Source organism: Bacillus sp. ISL-75 (assembly GCF_018613095.1).
Map to the genome: position 1 here is coordinate 1 of NZ_JAGGQX010000030.1, position 17,552 is coordinate 17,552.

Below are 17,552 nucleotides of genomic sequence, written 5' to 3' on the forward strand. Positions count from 1 at the left end.
ATTACAAGGAAGTACCGAGAATCATATCACAAGTGAGCGTAAACTTTAAAAGTAAGCTGCTGAGGCTCTTTTGGAATATGAGTCTCTCCGTCTAAAAAATGCACGTCAAATTGTGCAATCTGGACAATCTTTCAGTCGCTCTTTTGGACGATAATAGTAGAGTAGGCAAGGATAAAAAGGAATATTAAATTAAACTACCCAATAATGATGGGGTAGTAATACTGAATGAGCTACTATTTTATCAGTTCCAAGAACGATACTTTTCGGAACCTTTACTAAGCTCCCTCAGTACGATTTAATTTTCTCTCGAATACTCGTAACTTTAACTTGATACTTTAGGCAAAATAGAAAAGTAAATCCTAAAAGGAGGTCTATATATGAACCGTGTTGAAAAGAGCAAGGAAAAATACAAACAACTATTTGGGAATGGAGTACCTGCCGCATACGCTACCGACTCTGATTTTCAAGACATCCTGAGCCGATTTATTTTTGGGGAAGTTTTTTATCAAGGTAATCTGGATGACAAACATCGTGAGCTTATCACTCTGGTTGTGCTTGCGACCAATCAAACATTACCTCAATTAAAGGCTCATGTTCAAGCTGCGCTGAATGTTGGGCTGACTCCGGTTGAAATCAAGGAGGCGGTTTACCAATGTGCTCCATACATTGGATTTCCGAAAACGCTAAACGCCATAAATGAAGTCAATGAGGTTTTCAAATCCAACAATATTACATTACCACTTGAAAGCCAAAAACAAGTTGAAGAAGACAATCGTTTTGATAAAGGTCTTGCAACTCAAGTAGAGATATTTGGAGATATCATTGCAAAGATGCGGGAAGGTGCCCCAGCAAATCAAAAGCATATTCAGGATTATCTTTCTTCTTTTTGCTTTGGAGATTTCTACACCCGTGGCGGGCTTGATTTGAAAACACGGGAGTTGTTGACACTCTGTATCGTTAGTGCGTTGGGTGGTGCAGAAGGTCAAGTAAAAGCACATGTGCAGGGGAACAAAAATGTTGGCAATGACAAGGAAACCTTAATCACCGCCATCACCCACTGCCTTCCCTATATGGGCTTTCCGAGAACACTAAACGCATTAAATTGTATTAACGAAATTATTCCTGAAAACTAAGAAAGGGTGTTATTTATTATGTCTAATATTCAAGATAAAGTTGTCGTTATTACGGGTGCTTCTAGCGGTATTGGAGAAGCCACTGCAAGAGAACTTGCATCTAAAGGTGCAAAATTGGTCCTAGCTGCTCGTCGTGATGACCGTTTAAAGAAATTGCAAGCTGAAATTCAAAATAACGACGGACAAGCTATTTATAAAGTGACCGATGTAACTTCTCGTCAGCAAATGGAAGAACTAGCCCAATATGCTCTTAAAGAGTTTGGAAAAATTGATGTACTAGTCAACAACGCCGGAATCATGCCACAGGCTTTTCTTGCTGAGAATAAAGTTGATGAGTGGGATAAGATGATTGATGTCAACATCAAAGGTGTTCTATATGCTATTGCTGCTATTGTTCCATCTATGAGAGAGCGCAAATCAGGTCATGTTATCAATCTTTCTTCTGTAGCTGGACATAACATCTACCCAGGCGGAACGGTATATTGTGGTACCAAATTTGCAGTAAGAGCCATTTCTGAAGGCTTGCGTCAAGAAGAAGCAATGAACAAGACAAATATCCGTGTGACAAATATTTCTCCTGGGGCAGTTACCAGTGAACTTTTAGAAACTACAACTGACCCAACGATGAAAGCAGGATTAGATGAATTTTACAAAATTGCAATTGATGCGGATAGCGTTGCTCGTGCCATCGCATTTGCTATTGAGCAACCTTCCGATGTAGACGTTAACGAGATGATTATTCGTCCAACTGTTCAAGTTGGTTAATTATAAAAAATAAAGGTGGGAACCCAGCAAGATTCATTAAACAAATTGAATAATAGATAAGTTTGTGAAACATTGTACTTAAAGTAACGGGTGCTTTAGCACAATTAGTAAATGTGTTTCTGTAATGAATTTTTATGTAAGGATCTTCCGCAAACGGACGCAATTCTGTAGCAAGAATTGTGCTCGTTCTTTATGTATTGGGCCATTTAATGGCATAATTCCTTTAAGAAAATTGGATATCTATGTTAAAGCTTAGAAGAGAGTACGAAGACAGGTACTTATAGAACAGTTCAGTTTTGAATCATATTTACCATCTCTAAATCATGCTGCTCTATTTTATAATCGTGTTATCTATAATTAGAAAGGATGATCGTAATGAATTTTGTTGCCACTTCCTATAAACTATGTAGAATTTTATTTTAGTAATTTTCTTTTAAACTATGTTGAATAGTACAACTAAATCATACGATCAACAACACATTATTTCAACATAGTTGACATTATGTATATAGTTATACAAATACTTAATATAAAATTTGAAGGAAAATTTCTCCTTTTGTTGAAGTGATTAAGTGAAAGGAGAGGAAGGAAATGAAATATACAATTGATGTGGCTGATTTGCTTTGTACAACACACAGATTAAAAAAAGATTGGGTTTTTAAAAAGTTTACTGGGAAACACGAAAAAGAAATCCAGGAGGATGATCTAACTTTTAATGATTACTACGAAGCAAAGCGTTGGATGCATACTCATGATTTTATTGAAGTTGAAGGGAAAAAGGTGGAGGTAAATCCAATAAGTTATGATTTAACTGATCCTACTGTTAGTGTACGTCCCCACAGAACCGGAAAGCCTAAAACTCCTTACATTACTGAAGAGGATTTAAAAAGGGTATTAATTGCAGGAAATGATAATTACAATAATTCCTTAGTTATTGATTTTGATGGGTATCTCCATTTGATCCCGTTTAATCAAGCAAAGGGTGGACCATATGCTGTAAGATTTGAAACGTTTTTAGCCGGTAATGGGTATGTAGGCTTGCAAAGTAGTCTTAATCATATAGATGATACTTATTTGAGCTTAGTAGAAGGCTGGTTAACTCATTTAGTAGGACATGATAAAATTTATAGGGATTATCCAAGCGACCAAACAAAAGTAGAGCTCATTGAAGAAATTAAAGATGCTATAAACAATTTATAATATTTTCATACAAAAAGCATGGAGCCGTTTAAGGGGTACGGAAACGAATCTGGATTTCAGGGGCCACTATGGAAAACAAAATCAAAAATTAAATGTTAAAGTCAATAAAGTTGTTCCAGAAAAGGGCACCATTCTTGAGGATTGGCGCTCATTTTGCAATTTAGTGCCATATTGTTGAATTGAATATTTTTTACAATTTTACTTTATAGATAATTAATGGATGATATAATAAGTTCAAGAATAATTGGACGGGGGAGAAATTTGTGGAAGAAATCTTAAAACAAATTTTGAATGAACTAAAAGAAATGCGCGTAGACATAAATGAATTGAAACAAGGACAGAACAGACTGGAAGTTGGGCAAGAAAAATTACAAAAGAATCTTGTCGATAGTTTAGGATTATACACAGATAAAATTGTTGATCATATCGATGATAAAACTGAAGTATTAAACAAAAGAGTCTACAAAGTAGAAACAGAGATTGAACGATTGAGCAGACAGTAAGGAATCATACAGTCCTTACTGTCTTTTAGCTTATATCTCAAAAACTAACCGGAAATCTATGTGTTATTCCATAATCTGCTTGAATTAAATAACAAGGTGTGATGTTTATGACTTACCCTGGTTTTAGATTTGAAAAAATATGGACGGACGTGGATTTTTTTGAAGCACATCTAGGTTTCTATGGAAGTGAATTTAATATTAACCTAGATACTTATACCGATAATATTTCTCTTAACGAACTGCGATTAGGTTTATTGAGTTTTGTAGAACGACTTGGGAAAAGTGAGTTTTTATGGAAATCAGGGCACGAAAAAGCAACACATTATTTGTCAATGAGGTTCTTCCTTCAAGAAAAACGAGGAATTGTTGGAGTTGAAGTTAATCTAGATAATAATATGGAACCACCAAACCGATTTCGGTCCAATTTTTATTTATTAACTGAGTTGAATCAATTTGATGATTTAGCAAGAAAAATTGAGAAATTGATTAAAGAGGAAATTAACGACTCTGAGGGATTATATTCAGCAAATTAAACTATAGTCTTATTACTAAAGGGAGCTTATCTCGAATAATATTAGGTATTGATAAAAGAGCGCCTTTCTGTCACTCCATACGTGTCGCTTCGGCACTAAATGGACCGATAACCACGGTCTGTACGGCTATCGTCTACATCCCGTAGATTCCTGTTCCATTTACGGCTTACGCCGCCATACCGAACGAGGCCGAGAACTGAATATTAAAAGATTGAAAGATCAAAAGAATAAAAGACTCCTCGTTTTGTCTATCACATCTTTTAGGGGTAAATGTTCAATCTTTTATTCCATGAAATACCTATATCTTTACAAAAAAATTCAAAAAATTCCTAGCTCGATACAACCGGGTCTTTACAGTCGTTGGTTTAAGCTCTAGCAAGCTAGCTATATCATTCTCCTTAAGCCCGTATTCAATTTTTAAAATGAGAACGGCTTTATAGTCGTCTGATAAATGATGCATGATTCGGATGAGGTCTTTTTTAAATAGTCGAAATTCAACCTCTTCTTCTGTATTCAATCGGATGGAAGTCTGTCCATAAACATGGTCTGTTAATGATTGCTCTGTTGGTATCCAGTTCATTCTTTTTTCTTTTCGAAGGAAGTCTATTGCGGTTCTAGTTACAATTGCACATAACCAGGCGCCGATTTTTTCTGAGTCTTCCACAGTTTTGATGTTTTTATAGGCTTTTATGAAAGATTCTTGAACTACGTCTTCGGCAAAGAACCGATCCCTTGTGACCGAATAAGCAATATAAAATAAACGCTTGAAGTACATCGAGAATAATTGGTCAAACTCAATATGAGCCAAGTCGACCCCCCTTTTTTAAATAAAATATTTTCCTACAGTTTGACGCGGTTTTGATCTCTATTATTTGATTTGTGCCTTTATAAAGTCTGGCACGTGTTGATCATCAAAGTAAAGAACCTCATTGTAGTTGCCCTGTTTGTAATAAAACACAGCAAAATAGTTTCCGGGTCTACCACTTGCGTTATCCAAAGAGTTCTGAATTTGTTCTTTATCCGTTACTTGTAAACTACCTGGTAGCTTTTCAATTTCTTCCACCATTTTTTCTTGACCACCCGAATTGTGCAAATTATTTTCGGCTACAAGCACATGGTCAATATCTCCGGAAGTCACTTTTGCTTGTTCCAACCATTTCTTTTTTTTCAACCATATATTGAATTTCTTATAAGATGGTTTGAATTCCATGTTCACCATGTGGTTTTTTCCCATTTGGATTTCAATGTTTGAACCTCTAGCTTGGAAATAAATGTTGTCCTCATAGGTTTCTGCCAGTACATCTGCCTTCAAGATCGAAAGCGCTTCTTTCACATCTTCCGGATTGGAAATGGTTGCTACTTTATTAACAGGAGCATTAGGTCTAATTTGGAAGGTCTCAACTTTGCTTTCCTTCACTCTAAAAATTGCATTGGAACTTTGCTTGTATTTTTTAGATTCATAGATTGGTTTATAAAAATCTTCATATAGAAGTTTATTTATTCTATATTGGCGGATGACTTTATCCCCGTCTTTCATTTCATATTCAAAAAAGGCGTTTTCATAAGGATAAACTTTTTCTTTTGGATTTATTTTTTTATTAGCAAGGATCTGCATATGCAGCTTCCGAACCGCCTCAATGTTGTCTTTTTCAGTCAATGGTTTGGTGGGAGTATTAAAGAACATTCCATCTTGGTTTGAATAAAAATTCGCATTGTCAGAAAGCAGCACACTCTTGAGTTAATCTTGTTTGGGAATCGTATTTTCATATATTCCAAGAGATTGAACAACCGTAACCATGATGACAATAATTGCTGCATAAATAGCAAGGCCTTTACTCTCTCTGAAAACACGCCATGTTTTTCTCAGTACCATTTCAGCGACGAAGTATCCAATACCCGCACCAACCGCATATCCAAAAATTGTCCAGCCAAAGTTGCTGTACGGAACCTCGCTAAAATATACTCCACCGGTTAACATTGTACAAAAGGTCGTTCCATATTTGAAAATCGAACGCAATTTTGAAAAAGCGATCCCTCAGAAGCGGCTTCTAGTTTTCTTTTTTTATAGAATAATAGCGCTAGCATATAAAGGATGATCGATAAAATAATGTAAAGTACCACATAGTGCCAATGAAAAGGTCTGCCATCAAGGCCGGCTGTACGGCTGATATTCCTGTCATCATGGCTATAAAAATTCCGACAGTATACAGAAGTAGATTCACAAGGATGGTGATTCCTGCCCAGTAGAAAACATCGTTTGCTCCAAAAATGACGTTAAGATCTAGGGTAGCATGAATAACCAAGAGAAGAATGGAGATGATTACGACTGGTACGATTAGAAACACGATTCCGGTTATCGCATAATGATGGAATATCTTCTCTCTTTTTAAAGGCAAACTATGTATTAGGTCTGCCGACTGCTTTACCTGAAGAAATCGAAATATAAACACTGCCAGCAAAATAGGGATAATGATCAATAAACTATGGTAAATCCAAAATGAAAAAGGCTATTAATCTTCGGGTATTGTGTTTCTTCATCTGTATACAACATCAGTATGGTGAGGGGCAGTGCAAATAACAGTCCAAGAAAATATACGATGGAGATCCATCCTGTGCTTCGTCCAACCTGAAAGATGATTTCTTTGTTAAACAATGATATTTTTGATGGCATAACCGATATCCCCATTTCATAAATAAAGATTTCTTCCAGAGTAAGAGGAAGTAAATCAAAAATAACCGGGTTCGTGTTCCGGATTTGTTTCGCAATGGCATCCTCTTCGCCTCTTATAATGCAAAGGAAAACACTCCCTCGTTTCTCTGTATGAAGAGGGCTAAGTTTTTTTAGAATATTCTCCGGAACTCCCTCTTTATAAGCGACCTGCACTTTATGGATGTCTGATTTCAGTTCATCCAACTCTTTTTCCATGATAACCGTTCCCTTATGGATGATCCCGATATGGTCACAAAGATCTTCAATTTCACGGAGATTGTGAGATGAGATCAGGATTGTCATTTCCCTGTCAGCGACATCCTGGATCAGTAGATTCTTTACTTTTTTTCTGACAACAGGGTCGAGGCCATCCAACGGTTCGTCAAGAATCAAAATCTCAGGCTTTGCCGAAAGGGCAAGTAGGAAAGCTGCTACTCGCTGCCAGCCTTTTGAAAAAGATTGAATTTTTTTATTCAAATTAATTTCAAATAGTTGTGCAAGCTTTTCAAAGCGTTCCTTGCTCCAGCTGGGATAAACACTTTTATAAAAACGAGCCACCTGCATGGTTGTATAATGAAACAAAAAATAAGGCTGATCCGGTATGTAAAAGATTTTCTGCTTCAGTCTGACATTTTCATATACTGGCTGGCCTTCAATGGTAATTTCACCCTCCTCTTGCCGGTAAATCCCTGCCAGAAGCTTAATGAGTGTTGTTTTTCCTGCACCATTAAATCCTATTAACCATAAATGGATCCTTTTTGAATGGATAGGTTAATATTTTCTACCGCTTTAAAATGATCAAATCTCTTACTAACATTCTTCATTTGAATCATTGCTTTTGCCTCTCCTTTTTAAGCGTCTAATTTTTGGATTAATTCTAATAGCTCTTCAATAGAAACACCAAGGTACAGAGCCTCAAGTAGCAGCTTTTCAATGTCTTTCTTAATTGCCTCCATCTTCTCGTTGTTTTGCTTCTGATTGTTTGGATTTACGAAGCTTCCTTTGCCTTTTATGGAGTAAATAAAGTTTCGAGTCTCGAGTTCTCTGTATGCTTTTTGAATGGTATTTGGATTGATTGTGAGCTGCTGTGCGAGTGAACGAACCGATAGATGTTATCATTGCGCTTGGCGGTGGCTCTGCAATGGATGCGGCCAAAGGAATGTGGCTGTTCTATGAACATCCAGATACAGAATTCTTTGGCTTGAAACAAAAGTTCTTAGATATTCGAAAACGAATTGTTAAATATCCGAATCTCGGCCAAAGGGCACAATTTGTGGCCATTCCTACCACCTCTGGAACAGGCTCGGAGGTTACGTCATTCTCGGTTATTACAGATAAAGAGGCCAATATTAAATATTCGCTTGCTGATTATGAATTAACTCCTGACGTAGCAATTATCGATCCGCAGTTTGTGATGACGGTACCTAAATATATTACTGCTGATACGGGATTGGACGTGTTGACACATGCGATTGAAGCATTTGTATCCTGTATGGCCAATGATTTCACGGATGGCCTTGCAATAAAAGCAATCCAGCTTGTATTTGAATACCTGCCTAGAGCCTACAAAAACGGTCAGGATGAAGAAGCGCGCGAAAAGGTCCATAATGCTTCAACCATTGCCGGCATGGCCTTTGCAAATGCATTTTTAGGCATTAATCATAGTCTTGCACATAAGCTGGGAGCGGAATTCCATATCGCACACGGACGGGCAAATGCTGTGCTTATGCCGCATGTAATTCGCTATAATGCGACTAAACCGAAGAAATTCACAGCCTTTCCAAAGTATGATCATTTTAAAGCTGACAAACGATATGCTGAAATTGCTAGAATACTAGGTTTACCTGCTAGTACTACTGAGGAAGGTGTAGAGAGCCTCGTTCAAGCCATTATTAAATTGGCGAAAGAACTTGAAGTTCCAATGAGCCTTGAAGCAAATAATATAAATAAAATCGAGTTCGAAAGCAAGGTTGACTATTTAGCAGACCGGGCATTCGAAGACCAATGTACCACTGCAAACCCTAAGCTTCCATTAGTAACAGAATTGGCTGAAATTTACCGCCAAGCCTATAAAGGGGTATAATAATCATTGCCAATACGAAAAATCAAACTAATTGGTTTTTCGTATTGGCATTTTAATTTTTCCGAAGAGGGTGTATTTTGTGGGGTACAGAATTAAAGATGTGATGATTTCCGAAACAGTAATTAAGGACAGAGTGAAGGAATTAGCTGAGCAAATTGAAAGTGATTTTAATAATGAAGCAATTATCCTCATCTTTGTCCTGAAGGGGTCGTTTGTTTTTGCTGCAGATTTGATTCGTGAGATGAAGGGGGAAATAAAAATTGATTTCATCTCGGTTTCCAGCTATGGAGATGAAACCGAGTCAACAGGGAAAGTAAGGTTATTGAAGGATCTTGATGCGAATATTACCAATCAGAATGTCCTAGTGGTTGAAGATATTATCGACAGCGGCCTGACATTACAATTCTTACGAGACCATTTAAAATCACACAAGCCAAAGCAAATTAAAATTTGTACATTGTTAGACAAGCCCGAAAGAAGAAAAGTCGATTTACCTGTGGATTATGTCGGCTTTGTCATCCCAGATGAGTTCATTGTCGGCTATGGGATTGACTATGCCCAAAAGTATAGAAATTTACCTCATATCTTCACTGTTGAGGAGTGTTAGGGATTCGGTGCTAAAACTTTTTTGGTGTGGGAAAATTTGCTATCTAATTAATCAATGATATACTTTTTACTGTAAAACTGTTGAATGATGGAGGAATGAATAATGTATACTTCAATATCGGAATTTATTGAGGATTGGAATCAAGAAGCGGCTTCTACGCAAAAGGTTTTGGATGCTCTGACAGATGGTTCACTTCAACAAGCGGTGTCCCCAGATGATCGTACGTTAGGGAGAATCGCATGGCATGTCGTAACGAGTACACCTGAAATGCTTAACGAGTTCGGAGTTACGGTTGAAAATGTTGAAAACTCAAGTACGGTTCCGTCCTCGGCAAAAGAAATAGCGGACACCTTTCGCAAGGTTAGTGAAGACACTATAGACGCTGTCAAGAAGCAGTGGACAGATGCATCCTTAAAAGAAATGAAAAATGTCTTCGGAATGGATATGCAAAAAGCAGTAACACTTTCTCTTTTAATCAAACACATCATTCATCACCGCGGACAAATGACAGTCTTAATGCGCCAAGCTGGATTAAATGTCCCTGGAGTGTATGGCCCATCAAGAAACGAATGGAGTAAAATGGGGATGGAAGCTCCAGCACTATAAATGTACATACTAGACTCTCGAGCACACCTAATAAAGGTGTGCTATTTTTATGCCTAACGTGCTAGTGCGATGTATCATAGTGCTAGCAAACTGATATATATTTGATATCGCTATCCTATTACCGGGTTTCTTTTTATATATCGTTGGTTGTATATCAAAAGAACTACTTTATCTGCACGTTTTATTAATTTTGCATTTATGTTAAATTTCTCTACATTTTTCTACAAAATAATCTAAATAGAGCGTCACCTTTCTATATTAAATCCTCCATTATTTTGGTAAAATATCATTAAGCAAAAATTATACATACTCAAATAGATTAGTTGTAAAGTTAATCATTCAACAATCTCTACTACTAGATCAATAAAATCTTCAATTAGATCATAAGTCTACGAGTATTTTTTTGAATAGTGAGGCAATTAATTAAACGAATGATGAGGAGGAAGAATATGTGGGATTTTGACATGAATATAGATCAAGTTGCAAGAATTAAAGTAATTGGTGTTGGCGGCGGCGGGAATAATGCTGTCAATCGTATGATTGAAGGTGGAGTGCAAGGGGTCGAATTTATTGCAGTAAATACTGATGCACAAGCTCTTAACCTATCAAAAGCTGAGATAAAAATGCAAATTGGTGCACAATTGACAAGAGGATTAGGGGCAGGTGCTAATCCAGAAGTAGGCAGGAAAGCAGTTGAAGAAAGCAGAAGGCAGTTGGAAGATGTATTAAAAGGAGCAGACATGGTGTTCGTTACAGCTGGAATGGGTGGTGGTACGGGAACCGGTGCTGCTCCAGCGATTGCTGAAATTTCACGCGAACTTGGTGCATTGACTATCGGTGTCGTTACTCGTCCGTTTGGATTTGAGGGACGTAAACGTGCGCAAAATGCAGCAAACGGTATTGAATTAATGAGGGAAGCGGTTGACACCTTAATTATTGTTCCTAACGATCGATTATTGCAAATTGTTGACAAAAGAACACCGATGATTGAAGCGTTCCGGGAGGCGGATAATGTCCTTCGCCAGGGGGTTCAAGGTATTTCGGATTTAATTGCTGTCCCAGGTTTAATTAATCTGGATTTTGCAGATGTTAAGACAATCATGAGTAATCAAGGGACAGCCTTAATGGGCATAGGGGTTGCAAAAGGGGATGGACGCGCGGTTGAAGCAGCAAAAAAAGCTATTTCTAGTCCATTATTAGAAACATCGATTGACGGAGCTCAAGGGATACTCATGAACATTACAGGTGGTAAAGATTTAAGTCTTTATGAGGTGCAAGAGGCAGCCGACCTTGTGGCTTCAGCAGCAGATAAGGAACTAAATATGATTTTTGGTTCAATTATTAATGAAAATTTTAAAAATGAAATTATGATCACGGTCATTGCTACTGGTTTTGTTGATAAACAGGCACGAACCAAACCATCCAGCCATTCACAAATGGAAGGTCAACCAAAATCTCAAATAAATGCCCCAACCCGACGTGAGCAAGTAAGACATGAAGAACCAATTCATGTTAACGATCAATATGGGCAGGAATCAGAGGATTCGCTCGACATTCCGACGTTTTTGCGTAACCGAAACAAAAGGAATCGATAGTATTTCCTGCATCCGGCGCAATGAGTAGTGTGCACAGGACAACAGCCTATATTGGAAGATGTCCCGGTGGACTCCTACCTTGCGCCATTGTTATAAATATGGCAATATTCAATAAAATATTTTAATAAAAATAAGAAATAATCTGATTTTAATCGTTTAAATCGTTAAAACCGACTTGACTTATAGGAATAGTAAAACTATTATTATATTAATCATTTTTTGACTGAAAAGTATGTATTGTAAGATTGTTGAAACTAGTCATGATAAATAAATGATCACTGTAAGTTAATAATTCTTTGTGAGGTGGATTTTGGTGCAACTTCAAGTATTGAACAGTCCTTTTAATCAGGAGCAGGCAGAGCTCCTCAACCGCATTCTGCCTACCTTGACAGAATCACAAAAAGTCTGGCTTAGCGGGTTTTTGGCAGCAGCCCAATTTGCTTCGGTTCCAGGTTCAGGAAGTATTCAGGTGGCAGAACTTTCTGCAGGGAACACCCCAACGATTTCCAAAGATGTGACCATCCTTTTTGGATCACAAACGGGTAATGCTCAGGGCCTTGCTAAGAAGGCAGGCAAAAAGCTTGAGGGAGAGGGCTTTCAAGTAACTATTCAGTCGATGAGCGATTTTAAACCTAATAATTTAAAAAAGATCCAAAACCTGCTGATTGTTACAAGTACCCATGGTGAAGGCACTCCGCCTGATAACGCGCTGTCATTTCATGAGTTTCTAAACGGAAAGCGGGCTCCAAAGCTTGATAATCTTCGCTTCTCCGTTTTGGCACTAGGAGACAGCTCATATGAGTTTTTCTGTCAAACGGGTAAAGACTTCGATGCACGGTTGGGAGAATTAGGCGGAACAAGGCTATATCCACGCTTTGACTGTGACCTTGATTATGATGAGCCAGCAGCTGAATGGCTGGCAGGTGTCCTTATCAGCCTAAATGAAGCCGTGGGCGTCAGTCCAATTCCTGAACAAGAATTAGCATCACAACTAGTTGAATCAACGTATTCAAGAACCAATCCGTTTAAAGCAGAAGTACTTGAAAATATAAATTTGAACGGCCGCGGCTCGAATAAAGAAACACGTCACCTCGAGTTATCACTCGAAGGTTCTGGACTTACCTTTGAACCAGGGGATAGTCTTGGTATTTATCCGGAAAATGATCCCGCCCTTGTTAAATTACTGCTAGACGAAATGAACTGGGATCCGGAACAGAAGGTGACAGTCAATAAAAAGGGTGAGGTGCTTTCACTTAACGACGCGCTCCTTTCACACTTTGAAATAACAACATTAACCAAACCGCTTCTTGAGAAGGCAGCATCACTTTCTGCCAATGAGAAAATACAGGAACTTCTGTCAGCGGGAAATGAAGATCAATTAAAAACGTACCTTGATGGACGTGATTTGCTTGATTTGGTACGTGATTTTACACCATGGATTGGCTCAGCGCAAGAGTTTGTCTCGATCCTTCGAAAGATGCCGTCCCGTCTTTATTCGATCGCAAGCAGTTTATCTGCAAATCCTGATGAAGTCCATTTGACGATCGGTGCGGTCCGCTATGAGGCACATGGACGTGAACGAAAAGGCGTTTGTTCCATTTTAGCTGCGGAACGTTTGCAGCCAGGCGAAACAGTGCCAGTGTATATTCAACATAACGAAAACTTTAAGCTGCCAAAGAACGCAGATGCCCCGATCATCATGGTTGGTCCGGGGACAGGTGCAGCACCGTTTCGTTCTTTTATGCAAGAACGTGAAGAAATCGGAGCAACAGGTAAATCATGGATGTTCTTTGGAGACCAGCATTTCGTGACGGATTTTCTTTATCAAACAGAATGGCAAAAGTGGCTGGAAAATGGCGTGCTGACGAAAATGGATGTTGCATTTTCACGAGACACGGATCAAAAAGTATATGTGCAGCACCGCATGTTAGAACATAGTCAAGAGGTATTTGAGTGGCTTCAAGAAGGTGCTCACCTCTATATCTGCGGTGACGAAAAACACATGGCACATGATGTTCATAACACTTTACTTGAGATTATTGAAAAAGAAGGCGGTTTGAGCCGTGAATTAGCCGAAGAATATTTAGCCGAGATGCAGCAGCAAAAACGTTATCAGCGTGATGTATACTGATTTGGGATGGAAAGGAGTTTTAACAACATGGTAAATCAAAGTTTAAAAGCGCCGGATGGCCCGCCAAGTGATGTAGAAGGTATAAAAGAAAGAAGTAATTATTTGCGCGGAACTCTTAAAGAAGTAATGCTCGATCGGATTAGCGCAGGTATACCGGATGATGATAACCGTCTGATGAAACATCACGGTAGTTACTTGCAGGATGACCGGGACCTCCGCAATGAACGTCAAAAACAGAAATTAGAACCTGCATACCAATTCATGCTGCGTGTTCGCTTGCCGGGCGGGGTTGCCTCACCGGATCAATGGCTTGTTATGGATGAGCTTGCAGATAAATATGGAAATGGCACATTAAAACTGACTACTCGTGAAACATTCCAAATGCATGGGATTTTAAAATGGAATATGAAGAGCACCATTCAGGGAATCCATAACGCACTGATGGATACGATTGCGGCTTGCGGCGACGTGAACCGAAACGTCATGTGTTCATCAAATCCATACCAATCGGAACTCCATGCCGAAGTATATGAATGGTCAAAAAAATTAAGCAATGATTTATTACCACGTACAAGAGCGTATCATGAAATTTGGCTGGATGAAGAAAAAGTAGCTGGGACACCGGAAATCGACGAAGTCGAACCAATGTACGGTCCACTTTACTTACCACGGAAGTTCAAAATCGGAATTGCCGTGCCTCCTGGAAATGATATTGACATCTTTTCACAGGATCTTGGCTTTATTGCGATTGTGGAAGATGATAAACTTATCGGTTTTAACGTAGCGATTGGCGGCGGAATGGGGATGTCGCACGGTGACAAAGCAACCTATCCACAGCTTGCTAAAGTCATTGGCTTTTGTAAACCCGATCAATTGTATGAAATAGCTGAAAAAACGATTACAATTCAACGGGACTACGGTAACCGGTCTGTCCGCAAAAATGCTCGTTTCAAGTACACTGTTGACAGACTTGGCCTAGAAACCGTTAAGGCTGAATTGGAACATCGTCTTGGTTGGACATTAGATGAAGCAAAGCCTTACCATTTTGATCATAATGGTGACCGTTATGGCTGGGTAAAGGGCATAAAAGGTACATGGCATTTAACACTGTTTATTGAAGGCGGTCGTATCGCAGACTTTGATGATTACAAGTTGAAGACCGGCTTGCGTGAAATCGCTAAAATTCATACCGGTGATTTCCACCTAACAGGAAATCAAAACGTAATTATAGCCAATGTATCAACACAGAAAAAGAAAAAAATCGATGATTTGATTGAACAATATGGTTTAACAGATGGCAAGCATGTTTCAGCGCTGCGCCGAAGTTCAATGGTATGCGTTGCACTTCCAACCTGCGGTTTGGCTATGGCGGAAGCAGAGCGGTATTTACCATCTTTAATCAGTAAAATCGAAACCATTGTCGAAGAAAATGGTCTGAGCGACAAGGAGATTACCATCCGTATGACCGGTTGTCCGAATGGCTGTGCTCGTCATGCCCTTGGGGAAATTGGCTTTATCGGGAAAGCACCAGGCAAATACAATATGTATCTTGGTGCCGCTCATGACGGCAGCCGTCTAAGCAAAATGTATCGTGAAAACATTGGAGAAGAAGATATTTTAAACGAACTGCAAGTGTTGCTCCCTCGCTATGCAAAAGAACGGGAAGATGGAGAACACTTTGGTGATTTTGTGATTCGAGCCGGTGTGATCGAAGCTACAACTGACGGTACCAATTTTCACAATTAATCAAAAGAGACAGGGAATGAAAATCCCTGTCTTTTTTGTCGTCTAACTCAAATAGACTTTTTATGTGCAAATAAAAAAGGCAAACATGTCTAAATACATGTTTGCCTTTCGCTATATAATGATGTATTAAAAACGATACAATTATCCGCGTCTTCCGCCTCTGCCGCCCCGTTTTGTTTCAGTGCTGCGTTTTAAGGTGGATAAGTTCTCTTCACTAGCCTTTAAAAATTTAGCCATTTTGTCTTCAAAATTTTCTTTAGGTTTAAAAGTGCTGCCGCCTTTTGAACGGAAATCTTTCGGACGGCTATCTACTCTTCCCTGACGTGGTGGACGTTGGGAATAAGACGAGGTTTGTCCTTCGGGCTTATCTATAGCTTTTTTGATGGACAAGGCAGTCTTTCCGTCCTTCTCACTAATTACTTTTACTTCAATTAGGTCGCCAACTTTAAGATGGTCATTTACGTCTTTAACATAGCTGTCCGCTACCTCACTGATATGGACTAACCCTGTTGTGCCACCAGGCAATTCTACGAATGCCCCAAAACTAGTGATGCCTGTTACTTTACCTTGTACCTTAGTACCTACCTCGATTGACATAAAAAAATGTTCCTCCTCAATAATGTTACAACCACCTCATTATAACAAATAGATGGGTATAATATCAATTCTTTCATCAAGTGCCTAACATCTTTTTTTATATAACCCTTAATTTCTAAAGTTTATTGATGTGTTATATGGAAAAGATTATAACTATTTCCATTTTTAGTTAAATAATATCATTCTACAATAAAGGAGTGAAGTGACTTTGTCAGGACCAAATCGGTGTGAAGTCTGTTTTTCTATTTCTTTTCGCAACTAGTTATGGGTTTTAACCCTTTTGGCAATACTTCATTTTATAAAGGACGTATCCAGTGAAAAGTTCAAATAAATCCGTAAATTTTTTTGGGTTTTTGTTCGTTAGGATTTCGATTTTTTGTAATCGATAGGCTAAGCTGTTCCGATGAATATGCAGTTCCTTTGAAATGGCATTCATATCACCACTATTTTCAATAAAACTAATTAAGGTCTCAATCAGCTCCATACCCTTAGGACTTGTTTCAAGGTCTCGATAAAATCCACTAATTTCTTCAAACTCGATATTTTTACTTGTTAAGTAGTCGATAAATTTTAAATTGTTGTAATAACAGTGCCATTCGGTTAGCCTGAGTTTTTCAGCAATATCAAGGGCTCGTTTTGCTTCGTTGACCGACTTGCCTATGTGAATGTGACTTGTACTGATTCCGATTTTTGTTTCACTTTTCGAGACAATAGCTTCAAATCTTTTTAAAATATCACTGTCTTCAGGAACAATATACAGTATCGTATTTTGGCTCAGACGAAAGGTGTATTCTTGATCAAGTAAAAACGGTTCTTTAAGGTTATTGCCTTTAACGATTACCGCTTTTCTTATAAGCTCCAGATTTATCCCAACCGCTTCACCGCTATTTATAAATGCTTCATCATATTCTTCGTTACGAAAAATCCAGTGGTACAAAAATTCTTCCTTCATTTGTTCCTTAATTCTACGTTCTTTATATAAAAACTCTTGGTTGATTAATAGTTCAGCTGTTACTCGAACTAATTCAGCAAAAGGCTCAACAATATTTGGATCGCCGCTAATACCAATCACACCGATAATTTTATTTCTAAAATGGATGGGGATGTTCACTCCTGGCTTTGCTCCAGCATCTGAATTGTAAATGGAAACAATGGTGCCTTTCTCGATGGCTGCTATTGCCCCTTGATGATAGGTGCCGATTCGGTCCTGATCGCCGCTGCCAATAATTAATCCAATTTCATCCATAATATTTACATTATAGGGGAGGACCTTCATTACTTTGTTAGCAATCTCTTGAGCTAATACCTTATTAATTTTCATAGTGTTACCCCCGTAATTATAA

General features: G+C 38.4%; 17 protein-coding genes and 2 pseudogenes. 11 read left to right on the plus strand and 8 right to left on the minus strand.

The genetic code is table 11. The features are described 5' to 3' along the window. Positions 1-377: 377 nt before the first annotated feature. From J7E63_RS13715 to J7E63_RS29620, 5 genes are all read left to right on the plus strand, one after another. Positions 378-1,133, plus strand: coding sequence for a carboxymuconolactone decarboxylase family protein (locus J7E63_RS13715; protein WP_215013120.1), 756 nt, complete (start codon positions 378-380; stop codon positions 1,131-1,133). Positions 1,134-1,151: 18 nt separating this feature from the next. Further along, positions 1,152-1,898 (plus strand): SDR family oxidoreductase, encoded by a 747-nt coding sequence (locus tag J7E63_RS13720; RefSeq protein WP_215013122.1) that lies wholly within the window; start codon positions 1,152-1,154, stop codon positions 1,896-1,898. 591 nt (positions 1,899-2,489) lie between these two features. Further along, positions 2,490-3,098, plus strand: coding sequence for a hypothetical protein (locus J7E63_RS13725; protein ID WP_215013124.1), 609 nt, complete (start codon positions 2,490-2,492; stop codon positions 3,096-3,098). Between the two features lie 263 nt (positions 3,099-3,361). Continuing rightward, positions 3,362-3,601, plus strand: coding sequence for a hypothetical protein (locus J7E63_RS13730; protein WP_214719010.1), 240 nt, complete (start codon positions 3,362-3,364; stop codon positions 3,599-3,601). Between the two features lie 107 nt (positions 3,602-3,708). Beyond that, a complete protein-coding gene (locus J7E63_RS29620; protein ID WP_251033530.1) occupies positions 3,709-4,134 on the plus strand; it encodes a hypothetical protein in 426 nt (141 codons plus the stop codon). A 298-nt stretch (positions 4,135-4,432) separates the two neighbouring features. On the opposite strand, the gene J7E63_RS13740 is transcribed toward J7E63_RS29620, so the two are convergent. The 6 genes and pseudogenes from J7E63_RS13740 to J7E63_RS13765 form a co-directional block, all read right to left on the minus strand. Beyond that, positions 4,433-4,942: an RNA polymerase sigma factor gene (locus J7E63_RS13740; RefSeq protein WP_215013125.1), complete on the minus strand. Its 510-nt coding sequence runs from the start codon at positions 4,940-4,942 to the stop codon at positions 4,433-4,435. Positions 4,943-5,002: 60 nt separating this feature from the next. Then, positions 5,003-5,863, minus strand: coding sequence for a DUF6449 domain-containing protein (locus J7E63_RS13745; protein WP_215013127.1), 861 nt, complete (start codon positions 5,861-5,863; stop codon positions 5,003-5,005). 9 nt (positions 5,864-5,872) lie between these two features. Continuing rightward, positions 5,873-6,151 (minus strand): hypothetical protein, encoded by a 279-nt coding sequence (locus J7E63_RS13750; protein ID WP_215013129.1) that lies wholly within the window; start codon positions 6,149-6,151, stop codon positions 5,873-5,875. 61 nt (positions 6,152-6,212) lie between these two features. Beyond that, entirely contained in the window at positions 6,213-6,611 is a 399-nt protein-coding gene (locus J7E63_RS13755) for a hypothetical protein (RefSeq protein ID WP_215013131.1), read from the minus strand. A 168-nt stretch (positions 6,612-6,779) separates the two neighbouring features. Further along, positions 6,780-7,677: pseudogene (locus tag J7E63_RS13760) on the minus strand (ABC transporter ATP-binding protein). Positions 7,678-7,695: 18 nt separating this feature from the next. Next, complete coding sequence (locus tag J7E63_RS13765) at positions 7,696-7,920, minus strand: GntR family transcriptional regulator (protein ID WP_215013523.1); 225 nt, start codon at positions 7,918-7,920, stop codon at positions 7,696-7,698. Between the two features lie 32 nt (positions 7,921-7,952). On the opposite strand from J7E63_RS13765, the pseudogene J7E63_RS13770 reads away from it, so the two are divergent. The 6 genes and pseudogenes from J7E63_RS13770 to cysI all read left to right on the plus strand — a co-directional run. Next, positions 7,953-8,927 (plus strand): annotated as a pseudogene (locus J7E63_RS13770) (iron-containing alcohol dehydrogenase); the annotation flags it as partial. 79 nt (positions 8,928-9,006) lie between these two features. Then, positions 9,007-9,534, plus strand: a complete 528-nt coding sequence (gene hpt, locus J7E63_RS13775; protein WP_215013140.1) for a hypoxanthine phosphoribosyltransferase — start codon at positions 9,007-9,009, stop codon at positions 9,532-9,534. 102 nt (positions 9,535-9,636) lie between these two features. Then, positions 9,637-10,140 carry a DinB family protein gene (locus J7E63_RS13780; protein WP_215013142.1) on the plus strand — a complete coding sequence of 168 codons (504 nt, stop codon included), beginning with the start codon at positions 9,637-9,639 and terminating at the stop codon, positions 10,138-10,140. A 449-nt stretch (positions 10,141-10,589) separates the two neighbouring features. After that, complete coding sequence (ftsZ, locus tag J7E63_RS13785; RefSeq protein WP_215013151.1) at positions 10,590-11,735, plus strand: cell division protein FtsZ; 1,146 nt, start codon at positions 10,590-10,592, stop codon at positions 11,733-11,735. A 313-nt stretch (positions 11,736-12,048) separates the two neighbouring features. Next, positions 12,049-13,866 carry an assimilatory sulfite reductase (NADPH) flavoprotein subunit gene (locus J7E63_RS13790; protein ID WP_215013158.1) on the plus strand — a complete coding sequence of 606 codons (1,818 nt, stop codon included), beginning with the start codon at positions 12,049-12,051 and terminating at the stop codon, positions 13,864-13,866. Between the two features lie 27 nt (positions 13,867-13,893). Continuing rightward, positions 13,894-15,612 carry an assimilatory sulfite reductase (NADPH) hemoprotein subunit gene (gene cysI, locus J7E63_RS13795; protein WP_215013166.1) on the plus strand — a complete coding sequence of 573 codons (1,719 nt, stop codon included), beginning with the start codon at positions 13,894-13,896 and terminating at the stop codon, positions 15,610-15,612. 141 nt (positions 15,613-15,753) lie between these two features. Here cysI and J7E63_RS13800 read toward each other — a convergent pair whose 3' ends face one another. Further along, positions 15,754-16,209: a S1 domain-containing RNA-binding protein gene (locus J7E63_RS13800; RefSeq protein WP_215013168.1), complete on the minus strand. Its 456-nt coding sequence runs from the start codon at positions 16,207-16,209 to the stop codon at positions 15,754-15,756. A gap of 271 nt (positions 16,210-16,480) precedes the next feature. Continuing rightward, positions 16,481-17,530, minus strand: coding sequence for a CdaR family transcriptional regulator (locus tag J7E63_RS13805; RefSeq protein WP_215013170.1), 1,050 nt, complete (start codon positions 17,528-17,530; stop codon positions 16,481-16,483). Between the last annotated feature and the right edge of the window lie 22 nt (positions 17,531-17,552).